Source organism: Actinokineospora iranica, from assembly GCF_900101685.1.
Classification (GTDB): Bacteria; Actinomycetota; Actinomycetes; order Mycobacteriales; family Pseudonocardiaceae; genus Actinokineospora; species Actinokineospora iranica.
The window spans coordinates 270,207-291,113 of record NZ_FMZZ01000010.1 but is presented as its reverse complement, the minus strand read 5'-3'; the positions used below and the strand labels follow the sequence as shown (position 1 = coordinate 291,113).

Here is a 20,907-nt window from a genome sequence, read left to right as displayed (position 1 = left end):
GCGGCGCGGAAATGGCTCTGCACAAGGACATCACCGCGACAGGACTGCCGGTGTACTTCGCCCACCCGCACTCGCCGTGGGAGCGCGGCAGCAACGAGAACCTCAACCGCATCGTCCGCGAATACCTGCCCAAGGGCACCACCATCACCAGCGACCCGCACTACCTCGCCGCGATCGCCGCCGAGATCAACGACCGACCCCGTAAGATCCACGACTGGAAGAAACCCAGCGAGGTATTCACCGAACTCCTCGAATCAGATGCTTCCACCGCCTGAACTCGCCGCGTCCATCGGCCTGGAGATGGCCTCTGTCAGCAGTGGGGCCGCACTCGGTAACGAGTCAAGTCCTGGATGCGACGTGGCGGGCAAGGGAGGAACGGCGTGGGCTCGAACGGTCCGCTGGGGAACCACCCAAGGCATGAAAAACAAGATTACCGGATGGACTCCTGTCCGGTCGGCCGAGGTGGACAGGGCCAGGTCTTTCCTGCCGTGCACAAGGCGACCGGCATCAAGGTCAGGGCCCCGGCAAAGTCGATCACCCTGGATGTGGGGCGGGCACGGTTCTCGTTGATCATGTGAGTGTCTAAGTCGCATGATAACGCTGGCGATCCTCGTTCGGTGGCTGACCGACCCGGCATCGCGGGACTTCGACCTGCGGGACTTGGTCGTGGTCACGGGCATGACCGGACAGGAGTGGCCCGCCACCCGGCGCGGGGACCGGGATCGCGTGGGCCTTTCCCGGAGGACCGGTCGCCGATCCGCCGAGATGACGCGGCTCCGGACGCCTGATGGGCGGTGCGATCGCCGTCACCCGATCGGCGATGCTCGCCTTTACTTCTGCTTTACATGGATGCCGCTGGCGGTCATACTGCGGATGAGGGGAGTACTTCGCAAGGGTCTGCCCGGTCAGTACGGACATCCCGTTGGTTGTCCCCGGGAGGCCGCCCCAAGTGGGTGAAGGAGACCTCGAACTGAGATGTTCGAGGAGGTCCTGGTGCCCGGTTCAGCGGTCGTCCTGGCGAGCCCTGCCCAATCCACCGAGTCCGTGGGTTCGACGGGACTGTGGTTGCTCAGCATCGCGGTCCTGTTGGGGCTGCTTGTCGCCGATTTCATGGTCACCCGTCGCCCGCACGTGGTGTCGATGCGAGAGGCGGTCGGGTGGTCGGGGTTCTACCTCGCGCTGCCGATGGTGTTCGCGTTCTGGCTCTGGACCGAGTTCGGTGGCGAGCAAGCGATCGAGTTCATGACGGGATTCGTGGTGGAGAAGTCCCTGTCGGTGGACAATCTGTTCGTTTTCATGCTGCTGCTCGCCGCGTTCGCGGTACCCCCCGCCGTCCAGCAACGCGTGCTGCTGTTCGGCATCGTCGGCGCCCTGGTCCTTCGGGCAGTCTTCATCGCGGCAGGCGCCGCGCTGCTGGCGGCGGGCACCTGGGCGTTTCTCGTCTTCGGCGTGATCCTGTTCGGCTCAGCGGTGAAGATCCTGCGTGAAGCGCTGACCGGCGCCAGCGGCGCTGGGGATATCTCCCGAATGCGGTCGGTCCGCCTGGTGCGCCGGATGATGCCGGTCACCGACGACTACCGGGGCACCCGCCTGACCGTGCGCGACCACTCCCGACGCGCACTCACCCCATTGGCCGTCGTGGTGGTGGCGGTCTTCGCGACCGACGTGGTGTTCGCCGTGGACTCGGTGCCCGCGGTCTACGGCATCACCGACGACCCCTACCTCGTGTTCGCCACCAACGCCTTCGCCCTGCTCGGCCTACGCGCCCTCTACTTCGTGCTGCACTCCGCGCTGGCCAAGCTCATCCACCTCAACCACGGCCTCGCGATCATCCTCGCCTTCATCGGGCTGAAACTAGTCTTGCACTGGGCGCACGGCCTCTGGCCGGGCGTGCCGCAGATCCCCACCCCGATCTCCCTGGCCGTCATCATCGCCATCCTGGCCACCGTCACCGTGACCAGCCTGCGCGCTCGGCGGCGCGCCGCTGACCGCATCGGTCAACCCGCCCCGGAGGCCACCGCACGACAGGACTGAACCATGCTCACCGAACCTCTGGCCAACGCGCTGATCGACACCTCCCTCACCGTGCTCATCCTCGCCGCCCTGGTGATCACCTGCGCGGCGATGACTCCGCCCCGGCCGCCACGCGGACCACATCGCTGACACCACTCGCCGCGATGGTCGAGCCGCCTGGCGCCTGGGCGACCCGACCGGGTGACGTGGCCGGACCCCACACCGTACTGATAATGGTGATCACTATCATTAACGCATGACCATCACCGAGGACCGCCGGGCCGTGCCACCGGGGGTCGGGACGTCCACCAAGAATCCGGCCGCAGCCGAAGCGGTGTTTCATGAGGCCACTCTGCGCCTTCTGGCGCCGTTGCGGGCGATGGAGGGCGGCGTCGTCGCCGACGTGGGCCCCGGGGCGGGGTCGGCCACGGTGGCTCTGGCCCGCCTGGTCGGCGACCGCGGCCGGGTCTACGCGGTGGACCTCGACCCGGCGATGCTCGACGCCACCATGGCCGCGGCGCGGCGGGCGGGGGTCGCCGACCAGGTGCGCCCGATTCAGCACGATCTGGAGGACGGGCCACCGCCGCTGCCGGAACCGGTGGACGGGGTCTGGTCGTCGGCGTGTGTGCACCACACCCGGGACTGGGACGCCGCGGTGCGCGGCCTGGCGGGACTGCTGCGGCCGGGGGGCGTGCTCTGCCTGGCCGAGGGCGGGCTGCCGACGCGCTGCCTGCCGTGGGACGCCGGGGTGGGCAGGCCGGGTCTGGAGGTGCGGCTGGACGAGGCGCACAACCGCTGGTTCACCGAGTGGTTCGCCGCCCGGCCCGGCGCCCGGCGCACCCGGCACTGGGGCGAGATCATGGCCGACGCCGGTCTGGTGGATGTCACCAGCCACAACGCGCTGGTCGACGTGCCCGCACCGGTGCCAGACGACGTGCGCGCCGTGGTGCTGGACGAGTTGGCGGCGCGGGTGGGCAGGGCCACCGGTTTCCTCGACGCCGATGACGCCGCGGCCTGGGCGCGCCTGCTCGACCCGGCCGACCCGGCGTGGCTCGGCCGCCGGACCGACCTCGTCCTGCTCACCGCCCGCACCGCGCACTGGGGCCGGTCACCGGCGAGGATGACCCCGCAAGGATGACCGGGCAGACATGACCGACGGAGCGTGGTCCCGGTCGACGCACTCGGGACCACGCCCTCGTCGCTGGATCAGTCCGCCGGTCGCGCGGCGGGCTCCGGCGACGCCAGCGAGGGCATCTCACCCAGGCGCGGGATGCGGGACAACAGGATCGGCAGGGCGGCGACGAGGAAGCCGACCGCGGCCACCCACAGCCCCGCGCGCAGGCCGAGCCACCCGCCGACGACGCCGCCGACGATGGCGCCCGTCGTGCCGATCCCCCACATCAGCGTGCGCATCCCCGCGGTCATCCTGCCCAGCAGCTCGCGCGGGGTGACCGCTTGGCGCAGGCTCGTTCCCGCCACATTGGACACCGCGAGTCCGGCGCGCATGAAGAAGAACCCGGCTGTCACGACGATGACGGTCAGCCAGGGTGGTCCCGCGACGAGCGGGATCAGCAGCGGACCGCCGTAGCCGACCAGGACCGCCGCGGCGTAGACCCGGCCGAACCGGTACCGGCGGACCAGGCCCGCGGCCAGGGACGCGCCCAGCACGCCGCCGACCGCGCTGAGCGCCACGATGAGGCCGATCAGGCCGGGTCCGAAGCCCAGGTCACGCACCGCGTAGATGACGAACAGCGCCTCGACGAACATGTAGCAGAAGTTGAATGCCGCGCCCGCGACGGCGAGCACCCGCAGATACGGCTGACCGACGATGAAACCGATGCCCTCGGCGATCTCCTTGCCGATGTGCCGCTTGGCCGACGGGCGGACCTCCTCTGGCACCCGGATGGCCCACAGCGACAGGACCGACGCCAGATAGGAGCCCGCGTTGACGACCAGGGCGTAGGGCGCGGTGAGCACTTGGACCAGCAGCCCGCCGAGCCCGGGTCCGGCGAACTCGGCCGCGGACGAGCTCGCGCTCACCCGGCCGTTGGCCGCTACGAGGTGCTCCTGGTCGACGATGACCGGCACGTAGGACAGCCAGCAGACCTCGAACAGCACGGTGCACACGCCGATGGCGAGCACGATCGCAGCCAGCGCGGGCACGCTGAGCAGGCCCGCCGCCGCCATGATCGGCACCAGGGCGACCAGGCCCGCGCGCAGCAGGTTCGCCGTGATCATCAACGGCCGCTTGGGTTTGCGGTCGACCAGCACGCCGAACGGCAGTGCCAGGAACAGGAACGGCAGGAACGCGAACGAACGCAGCAGCCCAAGCTCTTCCGGTGACACCTGCAGGACGAGCACGGCGGTCAGCGGGAGGGCCAGGTTGGTGACCTGGACGCCGAACAGCGACACCGTCTCGCCGAACCAGAACCGACTGAAGTCCCTGTTGTGCCGTAACGACTTCTGGTCGGCAGCGCTCATCGTCCCCCCTCGGTCTCCGGGTTCGGGAGCCTAACACGGAAAATGACAATCGTTGCCAATTGTGACCGACACTCTTCACCCCGGAATCCTTATTGAACATGATTACGGTTTGCGTTAAGGTGCGCGGCATCCAATGAACACTGGGCCCCACAACGGGGCGGATCGAGGACGCACATGCCGTTACGGGGCAAGGCATCGACGCTGGGCGGGCTGTTGCTCGCCTTCGCCGTGGGCGCATCCGGTTGCGCGAACCAGGCGACGCCTGGACAAGCGCCTCCGGGAGCGAGCGCCACCCAGGGGCCCGACATCAACCGGCAGGACCGGGCCAACCTCCGCGAGGGCGGCGACCTGCGGGTGCCCATCGACTCCCTGCCGTCGAACTTCAACCCCAAGCAGGTCAACGGCGCGCGCGTGGTGACCTACCAGCTCGCCGACGCGATCCTGCCCAGCGCGTTCCTCGACACCGCCGACGGCGTGCCCGCCGTCAACAAGGACTTCTTCACCGCCATCGAGCTGGTGTCCACGCAGCCGCAGGTCGTGCGCTACACGATCGCGCCCAACGCCGTGTGGAGCAACGGAAGGCCGCTCACCTGGCAGGACCTGCGCGGGCACTGGGCGGCCCTCAACGGCACGGACACCCGGTACGAGGTCAACAACCACGTCGGCTACCAGGACGTGGCGAAGGTGGAGCGCGGCGCGTCGGACAAGGAGGCCGTGCTGACCTTCGCCAAGCCGTTCGCCGACTGGCCAGGCCTGTTCCGCCCGCTCGTCCCGGTCGAGGTGACCGAGACCCCGGAGGCGTTCAACAAGTCCTGGCTGAACGGCCCCACGGTGACCGCCGGGGCGTTCGAGGTCGCCGAGGTCGACACCACCGCCAAGGTCGTCACCCTGCGCCGCAGCGACAGGTGGTGGGGCGCCCGCCCGATGCTGGACCGCGTGATCTTCCGGGCGCTCGCCCCAGCCGCCCGGGCCGACGAGCTCGCCAACGGCGGCATCGACCTGTACCCGATCGGCGGCGACATCGACCTGCTCGCCCGGGCGAAGGCCGTCTCCGGGGTGGAGATCCGGCAGGCGACCGAGCGGCGCGCCGGGCAGCTCAGCTTCAACGGCGGCGACGGCGCGCCGCTGTCCGACGAGAAGCTGCGCGTCGCGATCGCGCAGGCGGTCGACCCGCAGGCGGTGACCGACGTCGTCGTGGGGCCGATCGCCCCCGGGAGCAAGGCGGTGGGCAACCACATCCTCCCGCCGGGCTACGCGGGCTACCGGGACAACTCCGGTGTCCTGCCGCACAACCCGGACGCGGCCCGCGCCGCGCTGGACGCCCAGGGCTGGGTCCTCGACGGCGCGGTCCGGGTGAAGAACGGGCAGCGGCTGAGCCTGCGGTTCGTCGTGCAGGCCACGCCCACCGGGCGGACCGTGGCGGGCGTGGTGGCCGAGCAGCTGGCCAAGGTCGGGGTGGAGGCCAAGGTCGAGGCGGTGCCGGTCGAGCGCTTCCAGGACACCTACCTGCAGCCGGGCAATTTCGACATCATCGCCTTCGAGTGGACCAAGTCGCCCTACCCGGTCTCCCATGACCGGCCGGTGTTCCAGGTTCCGGAGGGCGCCAAGGCTGGCAACAACTTCGGCCGCGTCGTGGTGCCCGGCATCCAGGAGCTCTACGACCGCGCCATCGCCGAGTTCGACCCGGCGAAGCGGGACGAGCTGGCCAACGAGATCGATGTGCTGGCCTGGCGGCACGCCCACCACCTGCCGCTCTACCCCGAGTCGGGGGCGTACGCGGTCCGTTCGAAACTGGCCAACTACGGCGCCCGGGGCTTGGGCGCCTATGGATTCGCCGCGGCCGGGTTCATGAAGTGAGGATGCTGGACGGGGAGCGCCACGTGGCGCTCTCCGCGCCTGCCGGGAGAGCCCGGCTCGCCGCCGGGCTGGCGGGGCGGGTGGCAGGGCGGGTGGCCCTGTGCCTGGCGGCCGTGCTGCTGACCTACACCCTGGCGGCGCTGAGCTTCGACCCCCTCGCCGAGCTGCGCTCCACCCAGCCGCCGACACCGCAGGCAGTGCTCGACGCGCGCGCCGCCGAACTGGGCCTGGACCTGCCGGTGCTGCCGCGGTTTCTGCGCTGGCTGTCCGGGGTCCCCGCGGGCGACTTCGGCGTGACCGTCGACGGGCACGCCGTCGCCGACGAGGTGTGGGAACGCGCGGGCACCAGCCTGCGGCTGTTCCTGCCCGGCAGCGTGCTGGCCGTGCTGCTGGGCGTCGCGGTCGGCATCTGGGGCGCGCTGCGCGCGGGCCGCTGGGCGGACAAGATCTCGATGGCCGCCGCTCTGGTCCTGCTGGCCGTCCCGGTGTTCGTGCTCGGCACCCTGCTGAAGATCCTCTGGCTGCCGGTGAACGAGGCCGCGGGCACGGACCTGCTGCCGTTCAGCGGGGAGAAGACGCCGGGCTCGGACCTGGCGGGCTGGGCCGCGGCGGGCGACCGGCTCCGGCACCTGGTCCTGCCAACGGTCGCCATCGCCCTGCCGCAGATCGCGTTCTACAGCCGGTACCAGCGGGCGGCGATGCTGGAGGTCCTGCACAGCGAGTTCCTGCGCGCGGCGCGGGCCCGCGGGCTGACCCGCGCCCGCGCGGTCCGCCGCCACGGCCTGCGGATGGCCCTGATCCCGATGACCGCGCTGGTGGCGTTCAGTTTCGGCCTGCACCTGGCGGGCGGGGTGTTCACCGAGCGGATCTTCGGCTGGCACGGGCTGGGCGACTGGATGATGTCGGCGATCGAGCACCAGGACGCCATGGTGGTGGCCACCTCGACGCTGCTCATGGCGGTCCTCGTGGTCGTGGTCGGCTGGCTGGCCGACCTGGCGCTGGTGCTGCTCGACCCGAGGACGCGGTCGTGACCGCCGCGGGGACGCCGCGGCGGCGGCCGGGCCGCCGCCCCGGTGTCGTGCTGGGCTCTTGCCTGCTGGTGGCGCTGGCCCTGGCCGCGTTCGCGGGCCCGCTGTTCCTGCCGTACACCCACACGCAGCAGGATCTCGCCACCGTGTTGTCCGCGCCGTCGCCCGCGCACCCGCTGGGCACCGCGCGGCTCGGGGAGGACGTCTTGGCCCTGTGCCTGCGCGGGCTGCAGAAGTCGCTGGTGATCGGTCTGCTGGCCGCGGTGCTCACCACCGTCGTCTCGGCCGTCGTCGGCACGGTCGCGGGCTACCTCGGCGGCATGGTCGACCGGGTGCTCATGGCGGTGGTCGACGTCCTGCTGGTGCTGCCGCCGATCCTGGTCGTGGCCGTGGTCTCGCCCGCGCTGCGCGACCAGTCGTGGCTGGTGCTGGTGCTGCTCATCGCCGGGTTCCAGTGGATGCTGACCGCGCGGGTCGTGCGGGCGCGGGCCAGGAGCCTGCGCTCGTCGGGATACGTCGTGGCCGCCGAGAACATGGGCGCGTCCAGCGCCCGCGTCGTGACCCGGCACCTGCTGCCGCAGATGGCGCCGCTCCTGGTCGTCGACTGCACGCTGAACGTGGCCTCGGCCGTGCTGGCCGAGGCCGGGCTGAGCTACTTCGGCTTCGGGGTGCAGGCGCCCGACGTCTCGCTCGGGACGCTGGTGTCCGCTGGCACCGGCTCGGCTCTGACCTTCCCGTGGGTCTTCCTGGCCCCGGTCGGCTTCCTCGCGGCGACCGTGCTCGCGGCGGCGGTGCTCGGCGAGGGGCTCCGCGACGACGAGGGGGCACGATGAGTCCAGTGCTGGAGATCCGCGACCTGACGGTCGCCTTCCGTGGCCGAAGCGGCCCGGTGACAGCGGTGGACGGGTTGTCGCTGACCGTCTCCCCAGGCGAGGCGCTGGCGCTGGTCGGCGAATCCGGCTCGGGCAAGTCCGCGACCGCGCTCGCGGTCATGGGACTGCTGCCGGAGACCGCCCGGGTGCGCGGCTCGGTGCTGCTGGCGGGCCGGGAGCTGCTCGGCCGGTCCGACCGGGAGCTGTCCCGCGTCCGCGGCCGCCAGGTGGCGATGGTCCACCAGGACCCGCTCGGCGCGCTCACCCCGGTGGTCCCGGTGGGCGCCCAGGTCGCCGAGGCGGTCTCGGCGCACCACCCCGGCATCGGCCGCCGGGCCGCGGCCGAGCGCGCCGTCGCGCTGCTCGACGCCGTCGGCATCGCGTCCGCGCGCACCCGGGCGGCGGCGCTGCCGCACGAGTTCTCCGGTGGGATGCGCCAGCGGGTCGCCATCGCCATGGCGATGGCCAACGACCCCGACCTGATCATCGCCGACGAGCCGACCAGCGCGCTGGACGTCACCATCCAGGCGCAGATCCTCGACCTGCTCGACGACGTGCGCGCCCGCACCGGAGCCGCGCTGCTGCTGATCACCCACGACCTCGGCGTGGTGGCCCGCTCGTGCGACCGGGTCGCGGTCCTGCGGAAGGGAAGCCTGGTCGAAGAGGGCGGCGTGGCGCCGCTTTTCCAGCGCCCCGGCAGCGACGACCTGCGCGGCCTGCTCTCCGCGCGGACCACGGCGGCCGGGCCCGAGCGGCCCGCGGGCGAGCCCGTCCTGCGGATCACCGGTCTGCGCAGGCAGTTCAGCCCGCGGCGCGGCGCCGTCGTCCGCGCGGTCGACGGGGTCGACCTCGACGTGCGCGCGGGACAGGCGCTGGCGCTGATCGGCGAGTCCGGCTGCGGCAAGACGACCGTGCTCCGGGAGATCGTCGGTCTCCGCGCGCCGCAGACGGGCACGGTCGAGCTGTTCGACCGCGACGTGTCCGGCCTGCGCCGCCGGGAGCGGACCGCCCTGCGCGAGCGGGTGCAGATGGTGATGCAGGACCCGACGTCGTCGTTGAACCCGACCATGGCGGTCGCCGACATCATCGCCGAACCGTTGCGCGTGCACGGCTGGCCGCGCCCGGAGATCCGGGCGCGCACACGGGAACTGCTCGAACTCGTCGGCCTCTCCCCCGAGCACGCCGAGCGCCGACCCGGACAGCTGTCCGGGGGCCAGCGCCAGCGGGTGGCCATCGCCAGGGCGCTGGCGCCCCGGCCGCGGCTGGTGCTGCTGGACGAGCCGGTGTCCGCGCTGGACACGTCGCTGCGGGCGGAGATCATGGACCTGCTCACCGGCCTGCGCGCGCGGTTCGACCTCGCGTTCCTCATGGTGTCGCACGACATCCCCCTCACCCGGCGCGCCGTGGAGCGGGTGGCGGTGATGTACCTGGGGACGATCGTCGAAGCCGGGACCGCGGCCGACGTCCTCGACCACCCGGCCCACCCGTACACCCGGGCCCTGGTCGCCGCGACGCCGGTGCTCGACGTCCAGGCCGCACGTGCCCGGCGCGCGGCCGTGCTCAGCGGCGAACTGCCCGATCCGACCGGATTTCCGAGTGGTTGCGCGTTCCGGCCCCGGTGTCCGCTCTACGCCGAGCTGTCCGGGGTCGACCGCGCGGTCTGCGCCGAGGAGCCGCCGAAGCCGAGGCAAGTCGGGGCACGACAGGTCGCGTGCCACCACGTGGACCCGCCGTGACCGCGGCGGCGCCCGGTTCGGCACGGGGTGTGCCGGACCGGGCGCCGCCGAGTCAGTCCAGTCGATCCAGTCACTCAAGTCGAACCAGTCGATCCGTCCGAACCGGTCAGTCCAGGGCCACGCCGGTGATCCGGTACTCGGCCGCGATCTTGGACACCGCCGCCGCGACAGCGGCCGTGCTCGCGCCGCGGAAGCGGAAGCGCCCGCCGACGTGCTCGTAGTAGGCGTCGGCCGCGGGCAGGACCTGGCCCGGAGCCAACACCGCCTCCGCGTACAGCTCCGGCACCGTGCCCAGCATCGGGGTGGACCGCTCGACGCGGCAGGGCCGCCGCGCGGGGGCGGGCACGATCAGCCACCCGCCGATCGGCGCGCCCGGCCCCTCGGTCGCGCCCGGCGGGGGCGGCTCCCCCATGGCGACGCGGAACGCGGCCTCGTTCAGGTCGTACCCGTGCACCTCGCGCCACAGGAACGGGACCTCCGCCCCGCCCGCGCGCGCCCCGACCTCCAGGAACCGGAACCGCCCGCCGTCGGCGAACATCTCCAGGTGGAACACCGTCGGCCCGGTGGTGAGAGCGCCCAGCACCCGCCGGGCGAACTCCCCTGCCCGCGCGTGGAAGTCGGGGTCGTCGACCTCGACCGAGCCCAGCGGGACGCCGGAGCGGAACTCCAGGCAGGTACGCAGATAGCGCGACACCTTCCAGCACGCGACGTCCGAGCCGTCGAAGACCCCGTCGACGTGGTGGACGGCGCCCTGGCTGAAGACCTGCGCCAGCGCCTCGGACACCGCCGTGGGGATGTCCTCCCGTCCACGCAGCACGGCCACGCCCGCGCTGGAACTGCCCTCGCGGGGTTTGAGCACGACCGGCCACCCGTGCGCATCGGCGAAGGCCACGACGTCGTCCGGGCTGTCAGCCGGGGCGAACGCGGGGACGTCGACCCCGCCGCCCGCCACGGCCCGGCACATGGCGAGCTTGTCCCGGAACGGGGTCGTCTCGGCGACGGTCGGGCCGGGGCATCCCCACCGCCGCCGCAGCCGGGCCGCGACGCCCAGATCGTCCTCCTTGAGCGCGACGATCCACTGTGGACGACCGTGCCGCGCGGCCAGGCCGCGCACCGCGTGGTCCACCGCGGCGAAGTCGTCGGTGGCGGGCACCACGACGACTTCGCGCGCGGCGGACGGCACGGACTCGGCCCCGACGTCGGTGCTGACATAGGTCACCGCGTGCGCCGCGTGGTCGAGGTAGCGGGCGTAGTCGGCGTACCGGGCCCGCCAGCGGTGCAGCACGACGACGTGCGGGGCCGCGGTCATGCGCGGATCTTGTAGAAGCCCGCGCCGTCGAGGTAGTTGACCGCGCGGAAGTCGTCGGCCACCACCTGGGCCACAGGGTGCGCGAGCCCGATCATCAGCGGCTCGGTCGAGTCGTCCACCGTGCGCGGCAGGCGCTCGCCCGGCCGCACCCCGATGTGCTCCTTGTGGAAGCTGGGCAGCGCCCGCACCTGGTCGAGCAGCGGGTACTCCTCCAGCACCCCTGCCACCGGGGACGTCAGGTACGCGGTGACGACGTGCTGCCTGACCTGGTGCGGCCGCCGGTGCCGCTCGGCGAAGCGCTCGGGCCGCAGATAAGCGTCGACCGTCCACTCCAACTGCGACTCACCGCCCGCCAGTGCGGCGTAGTAGGCCGCGCCGCCGCCGCAGAGCCGCACGCCCGCCTCCACCAGGCAGGGACCGTCCGGAGTGGACATGATCTCCAGGTGCGCCGGGCCGTGCCGCACGCCGAGGGCGTCGAGCACCGCGAATCCGTACTCCACCACGTCGGGGACGTCGTCGACCGGGGTGGAGAACACGCCCGCGTGCCGGTCCACGACCCCGTTGACGGTCATCTTGGCGTACCGCCAGATGTCGGTGGCCCGGTGACGGCCGTGCGAGCTGACCGTGTTGACCGCGTACTCGGTGCCCACCAGGTACTCCTGCGCGACGACGGCCTCGTTGCGCTGGGCGAAGATGTTGGTGCTGCCCAGGATCGACCGGTAGGCGGCGACGGACTCGTCCGGGGTCGCGCAGAACGTCACCCCGTCGTTGCCCGCGCTGCGCACCGGCTTGACCACCACCCGGCCGCCGATCTCGGCGTGCCAGGCCCGCAGCTTCTCCTCGTCGGTCACCATCAGCTGCCGGGTGGCCCGCAGTCCCGCCGCGCGCACGGTCTCGTTCTGCAGGAACTTGTCCCGCCGGGCCGGGCTGAGCGCGGTGCCGTTGGAGGGCAGCCCGAGCGCCTCACTGAGCTGGTCGGCCAGTTCGACGCCGGTCTCGCCGCCGGTGATGACGAGGTCGGGGCCGTAGGCGGCCACCGCGGCGCGGGTGGCGGCGAAGTCTCCGGTGTGCACGACGTTGCCCGCGAACATCCCCAGGTCCGGATGCGCGCGGTACACCGGGGGCGCGGCCACCGTGCTCTGCACCCGGACGACGGTGGCGCCCGCGTCGAGGAACGCCTGTGCCAGCGGCACGGTGGGCGCGTAGACGTCCACCATCACAACCGTCTCGCTCAACTTCCCATCCCTTCGCAACGGCTCACCACGGCGAGCACCCGGTCGATCTCCTCAGGCGTGTTGTAGACATGGACGCTCACCCGGACCGCGCGGTCCCGCGCGTCGCGGCCCGCCTGGCAGTGGCTGTCGGCGCGGACCATGATCCCCTCGTCGGCGAGGACGAACCCCAGGTCGTCGGACCGGACCCGGGTGTGCCGGAAGGTCACGATTCCCTCCCGGCGCTGCACGGGAGAGTCCGCGGCGAGGCTGTCCTGGCAGCCCAGGACCCGCACCCCGGGCATCCGGCTGAGCCCGTCGGTCAGCCGGACGCACAACGCGGTCGTCCACGCCTGGATGTCGGCCAGGCCCGCGCGGTCGAGCCAGTCGAACGCGGCGGCCATGCTGACGACGCCCGCGGTGTTCGGCGTGCCCGCCCAGCCGCCCAGGGTGAACCGGGGGCCGCGGCTGTTGCGCGCCCACACCGCGCCAACGCCGGGCAGGGCCAGCATCTTGTGCCCGGAGAAGACCACGAAGTCGACGTCCAGGTCGGCCACCGACACCGGCCGGTGCCCGACGCTCTGCGCGGCGTCCAGGCAGATCGGCACGTCCGGGCCGACGACCTCGCGCACCCGGTGCACGTTCATGTCCGCGCCGAACACATGGTGCACGTGGGTGACGGCGACGAACCGGGTGCGGCTGGTCACCACGGACGGCAGGGCGCGGTGGTCGTAGTCGCCGGAGGCCGGGTCCACCGGCATCGGCACGACGGCGATCCGCACCCCGCGCGCGGCCAAGCGGTCCCGCAGGTCGAGCCACGGCCGCAGGTTCGCCTGGTGGTCGCCGAACGGCGCGATGATCTCGTCGCCGTCGGCGAGCCGGTCCGCCAGCCACTCCTCGGCGACCGCGCGCAGCCCCTGGCTGGCGCCGCTGACGAACTCCACCGACGAGTCGGTCCCGTCGTCGCCCATGGCGCAGCGCACCCGGTCGCGGGCGGCATCGATCCGCGCGGTGGTGCTCGTCGCCCACGGGTAGGAACCCCGGCCGACGTTGGCGTTGTCGGTGGTGAGGAAGCCGGTCACGGCGTCGAGCACCGCGGCGGGCTTCTGCGTGGTCGCCGCGCTGTCCAGATACGCCAGGCCCGGGTTCTTCGCGATGATGGGGAACTCCGCGCGCAGTCCCCGCTGCCAGTCCGCGAGGCGGTCCAGCACGCTGATGTCGGTCATCGTCGGCACCGCGGTCAGTCCCGGACCAGCGGGGCGCCCGCGTCCCGCCAGGCGACGACGCCGCCGCGCAGGCTGCGCGCGTCCCGGTGCCCCAGCTTGGCCAGCAGCGCCGCGTACCGGGCGGACTTCTCCCCCACCGGGCACACCAGCAGGACCGGTCTGCTCGAACCGAAGGGCAGCCCGCCGCGCACCAGCTCGTCGAAGATCTCGTCCACGATGTTGACCGAGTCGGCGATGTGCAGCGCGGAGTAGGCGAAGGAGCCGCGCAGGTCGACCACCAGCGGCCGGTCCCGCTCGATCCACTCGCGCGCCGCGGCGACGTCGACCGACACGGCGGCGGCGGCCTCGGCGTCGGTCAGCGTGTCCACCGAGTCGGCCCGCGGCGGCTGGCGCAGCAGCTCCGGCCTGCGCTGGCGGACGTAGCTCATGTAGCTCTCCACCCGGTCGCACACGATGAAGACCGCCGTGCGGCGCTCGGTGAGCGTCTCGTCGATCTCCTTGAGGTGGCGCACCGCGCCGAAGTACGCCGCTCCCCCGGTGGGACCGCCGAGCATCCCGCAGCGGCGGTTGAGGGTGAGCATCCCGTCGATGGCCTCCTGCGCGGTGACCGACTCGATGGTGTCGTAGTTGGCCGGGTCGAACAGGCCGACCTCGTTGACCTCATCGATGTTGCGGATACCCGGGATGAAGTCGGACTTGTGCGCCACCAGGCCGACGACCGAGACGGCGGGGTTGTGCTCGCGCAGCACGCCTGCCACCCCGGTGGACGAGCCAGCGGTGCCGACGCAGGCGATGAAGATGTCCGGGCCGCGGCCGCCGAGGTCCTTGACGATCTCCGGGGCCGTGCCGCCGCGGTGGGCGTCGAGGTTGCGCGGGTTGAAGTACTGGTCGGTGTGCAGGTACCCGCTGCCCTCCTCGGTCAGCATCCGGTACATGCGGGTCAGCGGGTCCTCGGTGTCGGTCGGGTCGAGGCACTCGGTCTGGCCGGGCAGTTCCTCGATCTCCGCGCCGAGCAGCAGGAGCAGGTCCTTGATCTCGGGGACCTTCATGCGGTTGGTCACGCTCTTGAACGGGAGCCCGTGCATCGCGGCGATGACGGCCAGCGCCTTGGCGGTGTTCCCGCTGGAAAGCTCCACAATGGAGTCACCGCGCTCGACGGCCTGGGATAAGCCTTCCCTGGCCATGTTCCAGGCCGGGCGGTCCTTGACCGAGCCGAACGGGTTGAGCATCTCCAGCTTGGCGTAGAGGTCGATGTTGCGCAGCCCGTGGACATCCGGGGCCACGCGGACCAGCGGCGTCTCCCCGATGACGTCGAGAATGCTGTCGTACTTCACTAGCGGTCACCTTTCACAGGCCAGTACTGATCGTCGAGACACCACTTCCACGCGCCCCCGGCGCGGAACACGGCGACTTTGCGGGCGATGGGCTGCATCAGGGCGTGGTCGGCCGCGAAGTCCATGAAGTACCCGGCGGTGTTGGCGAACGCCAGCAGGTCGCCGGGAACGGGCACGCGCGGCAGGGCCACCTTCCGGCGGGTGATCAAGTCGTCTTCGAGGCAGAGGTTTCCCGACAGGTACACCCCGACCGGCCCGACCGGCCCGACCGGCGCGGGCCGCGCCGGGAGCAACACCGGGTCGGCCAGCACCGCGTGGTCCTCCATGCTGATGTCGCGCGAGTTCGCCGCCAGCCGGACCAGGGTGTCGCCCGCGTGGGTCGCGCGGACCTCCGCGACCCGCGCCAGGGTCAGGCCGCACTGGTCGACCAGCGCCCGCCCGGGCTCGACATGCAGGTCGTAGAGGCTCTCCAGCAGCAGCGTCGCGAGCGGCCTGCCCAGCGACGGGGCTTCGCGGTCGAGCAGCGCGTCGAGGTAGTCCGCGCCAGCCACCGGCCGGTGGCTGGGGTAGACGCCCAGCGCGCCGCGCAGCGTGCCCGCCTCGGCACGGAGGCCGTAGCCGTGGTTCTGCCAGGTCATCGGCGACCGGGCGCCGAGCACGGCGTTGCTCAACTCGGTGGTGTACCGCTCCCACTCGCCTTGGTCAACCAGGTAGTTCACGCCGAACCCGCCGCCGATGTCGACGGCCGTGGGCGCGAACCCGCGCGCGGCGGCCTCGCGCATGGCGAGAAGACAGCCCTCCAGCGCCGCGGCCTTTTCCGGCAGGCCATTGGTGTCCAGGTGGTACGCCATCCCGTGCAGGTCGAGTTCGTCGCGGTGCGCGTCGAGCAGGTCGAGCACCGCGCCCAGTTCCCGCGCGTGCACCCCGAACCGGCTCAACCTGCTCAGCACCCGCACACCGGGCGAGTCGAACGCGGAGAGCCGCACCATGACCCGCACGGCGGGCAGCCGGTGCCGCGCCACGATCGAGGCCAACTCTGCCAACTCCTCCCGGGAGTCGGCGTTCACCACGGCGCCGACCCGAGCGGCCAACCACAGGAAGTCGGCGTCCTTCGGCCCGGTCGCCATGATCCGGTCACCGGAGAACCCGGCCGCCAGCACATGCCGCAACTCGCCGAGCGAGGCGACGTCGACGCCCGCGTCGCCCGCGGCCAACTCCCGGACCAGCGCACTGGACCGATTGGCCTTGTGCGCGAAGAAAACGCCTCCGCCGAGGTGGTGTTTGCCGAGAACAGCCCGGTATCGCGCCACGTTCTCGGCGATCTGCCGCGGCGCCACCAGGTTCAACGGCGACCCCAGCGCCTCGACCATGCCGAACAGGGTGTCCGGCGCGTCGAGAACCTCCCGCAACAACCCGTCCACCAGCGGTGTCAGGAATAAGTCCGTTTCCACTCAATCCCCATCCAGATCTCGTTCACGCGCGCCCCCAGCGCGCTCCTGCCTCCCGCGGCACGCGCGGACGACCGGCAGCCAAACGGACTAATGAAAATGATTACCATTACGGACATCATGACCGGTCCGCCCGCCAACCGCAAGGCTTGCGGGCAAACGGCCCCACATTGCCGCCACGGCATGGAATACGGACGGACGACAGGTCCTCTGCGCCACACATGCGGACAACGCGATCAATGGAATCGCCGGACAAACCGGCCCGCCTGCCCGAGGCCGCGGACAGGCGATGGGCAATCCATGGTGCGACCGGACGAGTCGACCACCTGGCCGTCGACACCAGTGGCGTCAACACCCTTGCGCGCAGGCCGCCCTCCGCGAAGCGAGCGAAGGCTACCGCGGGCGGGATCCGGTCCAGCAAGATGAGAACATGACAATCGTTCCCAATTTATCCCGTTGATCGCACGTGTATGCCTACCGACCCGCCACCACTGACCGACCACGACACCCACGTCCTGCGCGCCCTGACAGCGACGACCCGTTTCCTGACAGTCGTCCGACTGCACGAGATCCTGCTCACCCAGGGCCACCACATGCCGCTTCGCTCGGTCTACCGGTGCCTCAACCGTCTCATCCGCGCCGACCTGGTCGACCGGATGCCCACCCGAGCCGGGACCGCCGTCTACCGTCGCCGCGCGGACCGTCGCGACCGCCACCACCTGGTGTGCGCGAATTGCGGCCATACCGCCGAGATCGCCGATGACGACATCGCCGCGTGGGTCAGCGACGCCGCGCGGGCGCACGGCTTCACCGACGCCACCACCGGTGTCACCCTCTCGGGCACGTGCGCCTCGTGTGCGGCCACATACCGCGACGACGAGGCGTGAACACGATGACGGCGGCCCCGCGGGACCGCCGTCATCGTCACGAACGGACCCTTCCGCTCAGTGCTCGTCGTAGTGGTCGCCGTGGACGGCGTGGCGGTGGCCGTCGTGGACATAGTCCACATGGTCGCCATGCGGCACGCCGACGTGCCCGCAGTCCGCGCCGTGCCGGTGGTCGTGCCGCTCGTGCGCGGCGTGCTCGGCGGGCTCGCACTCGTCGAAGTGGCCGTCGTGAGCGCGGTGCAGGTGGCCGTCGTGGACGTAGTCCACATGGTCCCCATGCGGCACCGCGACGTGCCCGCACCCTTCTCCGTGCGCGTGGTCATGGCCGGTGTGCTCGGCGTGCGCCAGGGTCATACCCATCTCCTGCGATCGTGTCGAACTGGTCGGAACCCAATATATTAGATTATAGGCATTGGTGCATATCAGCTGTTCAGTGCTGCGCTGACAACTCCGTCAGGCGCGGGTTCCCTAACATCCCCACGAAGACCGCCAAGCGGGCGGCGGCCGCCGACCGCCGTGAACCACCGACCAAGGACTCGTGATCCATGGAAACCGACATCTCCGGCGCGACCGGCTACACCGTCAACGCCCAGTACTACGACCTGATCTTCCCCGCCGAGCACCGGGACGCGCTGCGCGCGGGACTCGGCGTGGTGCTGGCAGGCGCCGCGCGGGTGGTGGAGATCGGCTCCGGAACCGGCTTGTTCACCGAAACCCTGCTCGCGAACCTGCCCGCGGGCGGGGAAGTGTTCGCCGTCGAACCGGCTCCGGTCATGCGCGCCGCGCTCACCACCCGGTTGGCCGCGCTGGGCGACCCGCCGGTGACGGTGCTCCCGGACAGCGGCCTCACCGCCGATGTCGACGGGCCGCTGGACGCGGTGGTCCTGCTGCACGTGCTCACCCACTTCTCTCCCGCCGACCGGCAGACCCTGTGGCGGCACTGGGTTCCCCGACTGCGGCACGGCGGGCTCGTCGTCGTCGACGTCCAGGCTCCGCAGGAACCGGTCGCGGTGCCCGCGACCGTGATTCCCGGTCGCGCGCTGGGCCGCCGCCGCTACGACACGGTCGCCGAGGCGGTGGTCGACGGCGACCGCCTGGTGTGGACGATGACCTACCGGGTGCACGAGGGCGACCGACTGGTCTCCGCGGAGTCGGTGTCCTTTCCCTCGTTCGTCGCCTCGGACGAGCAGTTGCGCGCCGAACTGCGCGAGGCGGGCTGCGAACCGGTGGCGGACGTGCCCGCGGGCATGTCGGCCTGGCGTCGGCGCTAGAGACACCGGCGAAGCCGGGCGGCGAGACGGAAGCGGCCCGCGGACAGGAGTGAGAACATCACGAACCCTACCTTGGCGTCCTCGGAAATTTTCCCCCGTGCGACTGCCCCGAAAACGGCGAATGGAACACGGCCGAATGGTGGTACCCGCACCCGGCGATCCATGCGCTTCGACGCGAAAGTGCGCGAGGATTCATTTCCCGTACACCTCGATCGTCGCGCTACCGAAGCACGACCGCCAAGTAAAACGAATTCATATTCTCCCGCTCACGCGCCGGTAACGAACGATTCATTTTATACCGTGTTTGTCGGCAAGTTCTCACCTCTACAGTTCCCGCCTGCTGCCCCCTGTAGCCGAAGGGACAATCCATGGAACGTCGTAGTTTTCTTCGAGCGGCCGTCGTCAGCGCCGGTTCGGTCGCCCTCGGGTTCAGTGTCACCCGGCAGGCGCTGGCCTATCCCGCCCAGACCGGCACCAGCCCCTACGGAGCCCTGCAGGCCGCCGACGCCAACGGGATCATGTTGCCGCAGGGCTTCACCAGTCGGGTGATCGCCCGGTCCACCCAGGCGGTGGCGAACACCGGCTACACCTGGCACAGCGCCCCGGACGGCGGCGTGTGCTTCGCCGACGGCACCGGCTGGATCTACGTCTCCAACGCCGAGATGGGCTCGGGCGGCGGCGGGGTCAGCGCGATCAAGTTCGACAGCAACTCCAACATCACCTCCGCTTACCGGATTCTGTCCGGCACCAACCGCAATTGCGCGGGCGGGCCGACCCCGTGGAACACCTGGATCTCCTGCGAGGAAGTCGACACCGGCTACTGCTGGGAGACCGACCCGTACGGGGTCAACGCCGCCATGCGTCGGGCCGCGATGGGCCGGTTCAACCACGAGGCCGCCGCGTGCGACCCCGTCCGCAAGGTCGTCTACCTGACCGAGGACAAGTCCGACGGCGGTTTCTACCGGTTCGTCCCCACCACCTGGGGCGACCTGTCCTCGGGCACTCTGCAGGTGCTCAAGACCGACCTGACCTGGGCCACCGTCCCCGACCCGGACGGCTCCCCCACCACCACCCGCAAGCAGGTCTCCGGCATGAAGGTGTTCAACGGCGGCGAAGGCGCCTTCTACCGCAACGACATCTGCTACTTCACCACCAAGGGCGACAACAAGGTGTGGGCCTACAACGCCGCGGCCAACACCCTCGACGTCGTCTACGACGACAACCTCACCAGCAACCCGCCGCTGACCGGGGTCGACAACATCACCGGCGCCTCGGTGGGCGACCTCTACGTCGCCGAGGACGGCGGCAACATGGAGATCTGCGTCATCACCCCAGACGACATCATCGCCCCGTTCCTGCGGGTCACCAACCAGTCGTCCTCGGAACTCTGCGGCGTCGCATTCAACCCCGCCGGGAACCGGATGTACTTCTCATCCCAGCGCGGCACCTCCGGCAGCAGCAGCGGCGGCATCACCTACGAGGTCACCGGCCCGTTCCGCACCAGCCTGTAATCGCCTTTCTCCGGCGGGGAGGCGGGCGCCCGCCTCCCCGCCCTGCCCGCTGGTCGACACCCGCCACAATTCCATCGGTTGGCGTACCTTGACAAATCCTGCCCGCATTTCCCGAAAGCAATTCGCCGCCGTGGGCGTTGTGCTGTCGACCGCCACGATGACGCTGGTCGCGCTCGCGCCCGCCGATGCGGCGGCCGACACCTGCGGCTACACCGGAACCCGGGTCCGCCAGATCCAGGGGGCCGCGCACCGCCAAGGGCGGCGACGACCCGCTGTTCGGCCGCTACCAGCCGCCGGACTCACCGACCACGACCCCCAAGTCGCCCGGCTGAACATCCCGTAGCCCGGGCCGAAAGCGCCGAGCCCGCCGACGGGCTCGGCGCGGCAGGCAGGCCTGGCAGTGGCCTGCCTGCCGCATCGGGTCGTGAGGTGTCAGCGGATTCGTTTGCGGCCGTTGTAGATGCCGGTGGCCAGGCTGACGCCGCCCGCGGCGAGAGCGATCTGGATGACGACCTCGATCCAGTCGATGCCGCGGGTGTCGCCGACGCCCAGGGCGTTGGCGAGGAACGTGCCGAGAACGGCGGCGACCACGCCGATGACGATGGTCAGCCAGATCGGGATGTTCTGCTTGCCGGGCAGCACAAGTCGGCCCAGCGCGCCGATGATCAAACCGACGATCAGGGCGCTGATGATTCCGGAGACGGTCACGGTCACTCCTTGGGT

At 71.2% G+C, this 20,907-nt stretch carries 20 protein-coding genes; 12 read left to right on the top strand and 8 right to left on the bottom strand.

From position 1 onward, the window contains the following. The 4 genes from BLS56_RS21120 to BLS56_RS21110 form a co-directional block, all read left to right on the top strand. Positions 1-275 (top strand): IS30 family transposase (locus tag BLS56_RS21120; RefSeq protein WP_139190872.1); only part of this gene is annotated, 275 nt, incomplete at its 5' end. Between the two features lie 700 nt (positions 276-975). Further along, positions 976-2,034 carry a TerC/Alx family metal homeostasis membrane protein gene (locus BLS56_RS21115; RefSeq protein WP_175482964.1) on the top strand — a complete coding sequence of 353 codons (1,059 nt, stop codon included), beginning with the start codon at positions 976-978 and terminating at the stop codon, positions 2,032-2,034. A 3-nt stretch (positions 2,035-2,037) separates the two neighbouring features. Next, on the top strand, positions 2,038-2,163 hold the full coding sequence (locus BLS56_RS32815) for a hypothetical protein (RefSeq protein ID WP_267463932.1): 126 nt from the start codon (positions 2,038-2,040) through the stop codon (positions 2,161-2,163). Between the two features lie 106 nt (positions 2,164-2,269). Further along, complete coding sequence (locus tag BLS56_RS21110; protein ID WP_091453679.1) at positions 2,270-3,151, top strand: class I SAM-dependent methyltransferase; 882 nt, start codon at positions 2,270-2,272, stop codon at positions 3,149-3,151. 68 nt (positions 3,152-3,219) lie between these two features. On the opposite strand, the gene BLS56_RS21105 is transcribed toward BLS56_RS21110, so the two are convergent. Then, positions 3,220-4,494 carry an MFS transporter gene (locus BLS56_RS21105; protein WP_091453677.1) on the bottom strand — a complete coding sequence of 425 codons (1,275 nt, stop codon included), beginning with the start codon at positions 4,492-4,494 and terminating at the stop codon, positions 3,220-3,222. A gap of 174 nt (positions 4,495-4,668) precedes the next feature. Here BLS56_RS21105 and BLS56_RS21100 point away from each other — a divergent pair, with 174 nt between their 5' ends. From BLS56_RS21100 to BLS56_RS21085, 4 genes are read left to right on the top strand one after another with little or no spacing between them, the layout of a single operon-like run. Then, positions 4,669-6,351 (top strand): ABC transporter family substrate-binding protein, encoded by a 1,683-nt coding sequence (locus BLS56_RS21100; protein WP_091453674.1) that lies wholly within the window; start codon positions 4,669-4,671, stop codon positions 6,349-6,351. 2 nt (positions 6,352-6,353) lie between these two features. Beyond that, a complete protein-coding gene (locus BLS56_RS21095; protein WP_091453671.1) occupies positions 6,354-7,382 on the top strand; it encodes an ABC transporter permease in 1,029 nt (342 codons plus the stop codon). After that, the gene (locus BLS56_RS21090) at positions 7,379-8,212 is read left to right on the top strand and encodes an ABC transporter permease (RefSeq protein ID WP_091453668.1); all 834 of its coding nucleotides are present in this window, start codon (positions 7,379-7,381) and stop codon (positions 8,210-8,212) included. The genes BLS56_RS21095 and BLS56_RS21090 overlap by 4 nt, the downstream gene beginning before the upstream one ends. Further along, complete coding sequence (locus BLS56_RS21085; protein ID WP_091453665.1) at positions 8,209-9,987, top strand: dipeptide ABC transporter ATP-binding protein; 1,779 nt, start codon at positions 8,209-8,211, stop codon at positions 9,985-9,987. Before BLS56_RS21090 ends, BLS56_RS21085 begins: the two co-directional genes overlap by 4 nt. A 106-nt stretch (positions 9,988-10,093) precedes the next feature. On the opposite strand, the gene BLS56_RS21080 is transcribed toward BLS56_RS21085, so the two are convergent. The 5 genes from BLS56_RS21080 to BLS56_RS21060 are packed head-to-tail and all read right to left on the bottom strand — an operon-like array spanning position 10,094 to position 16,518. Further along, positions 10,094-11,296 carry an ATP-grasp domain-containing protein gene (locus BLS56_RS21080; protein ID WP_091453663.1) on the bottom strand — a complete coding sequence of 401 codons (1,203 nt, stop codon included), beginning with the start codon at positions 11,294-11,296 and terminating at the stop codon, positions 10,094-10,096. Continuing rightward, positions 11,293-12,531, bottom strand: coding sequence for an ATP-grasp domain-containing protein (locus tag BLS56_RS21075; RefSeq protein ID WP_228771809.1), 1,239 nt, complete (start codon positions 12,529-12,531; stop codon positions 11,293-11,295). The genes BLS56_RS21080 and BLS56_RS21075 overlap by 4 nt, the downstream gene beginning before the upstream one ends. Beyond that, positions 12,528-13,733 (bottom strand): aminotransferase class V-fold PLP-dependent enzyme, encoded by a 1,206-nt coding sequence (locus tag BLS56_RS21070; protein ID WP_091453742.1) that lies wholly within the window; start codon positions 13,731-13,733, stop codon positions 12,528-12,530. The genes BLS56_RS21075 and BLS56_RS21070 overlap by 4 nt, the downstream gene beginning before the upstream one ends. Positions 13,734-13,747: 14 nt before the next feature. After that, positions 13,748-15,067: a pyridoxal-phosphate dependent enzyme gene (locus BLS56_RS21065; RefSeq protein WP_091453657.1), complete on the bottom strand. Its 1,320-nt coding sequence runs from the start codon at positions 15,065-15,067 to the stop codon at positions 13,748-13,750. Beyond that, positions 15,067-16,518, bottom strand: a complete 1,452-nt coding sequence (locus tag BLS56_RS21060) for a type III PLP-dependent enzyme domain-containing protein (RefSeq protein WP_228771808.1) — start codon at positions 16,516-16,518, stop codon at positions 15,067-15,069. Before BLS56_RS21060 ends, BLS56_RS21065 begins: the two co-directional genes overlap by 1 nt. 467 nt (positions 16,519-16,985) lie before the next feature. On the opposite strand from BLS56_RS21060, the gene BLS56_RS21055 reads away from it, so the two are divergent. Then, the gene (locus BLS56_RS21055) at positions 16,986-17,402 is read left to right on the top strand and encodes a Fur family transcriptional regulator (RefSeq protein ID WP_091453654.1); all 417 of its coding nucleotides are present in this window, start codon (positions 16,986-16,988) and stop codon (positions 17,400-17,402) included. A gap of 57 nt (positions 17,403-17,459) precedes the next feature. Here the strand turns inward: BLS56_RS21055 and BLS56_RS21050 are convergent, their stop codons facing one another. After that, positions 17,460-17,756, bottom strand: coding sequence for a hypothetical protein (locus tag BLS56_RS21050; RefSeq protein WP_091453652.1), 297 nt, complete (start codon positions 17,754-17,756; stop codon positions 17,460-17,462). A gap of 191 nt (positions 17,757-17,947) precedes the next feature. Between BLS56_RS21050 and BLS56_RS21045 the strand changes: the two genes are divergently transcribed. From BLS56_RS21045 to BLS56_RS21035, 3 genes are all read left to right on the top strand, one after another. After that, positions 17,948-18,673, top strand: coding sequence for a class I SAM-dependent methyltransferase (locus BLS56_RS21045; RefSeq protein WP_091453649.1), 726 nt, complete (start codon positions 17,948-17,950; stop codon positions 18,671-18,673). Positions 18,674-19,041: 368 nt separating this feature from the next. Beyond that, positions 19,042-20,184 carry an alkaline phosphatase PhoX gene (locus BLS56_RS21040; protein WP_091453645.1) on the top strand — a complete coding sequence of 381 codons (1,143 nt, stop codon included), beginning with the start codon at positions 19,042-19,044 and terminating at the stop codon, positions 20,182-20,184. A 130-nt stretch (positions 20,185-20,314) separates the two neighbouring features. Further along, positions 20,315-20,527, top strand: a complete 213-nt coding sequence (locus BLS56_RS21035) for a hypothetical protein (protein ID WP_139190870.1) — start codon at positions 20,315-20,317, stop codon at positions 20,525-20,527. An 89-nt stretch (positions 20,528-20,616) separates the two neighbouring features. On the opposite strand, the gene BLS56_RS21030 is transcribed toward BLS56_RS21035, so the two are convergent. Further along, the gene (locus BLS56_RS21030; protein ID WP_091453640.1) at positions 20,617-20,892 is read right to left on the bottom strand and encodes a GlsB/YeaQ/YmgE family stress response membrane protein; all 276 of its coding nucleotides are present in this window, start codon (positions 20,890-20,892) and stop codon (positions 20,617-20,619) included. Positions 20,893-20,907 lie beyond the last annotated feature (15 nt).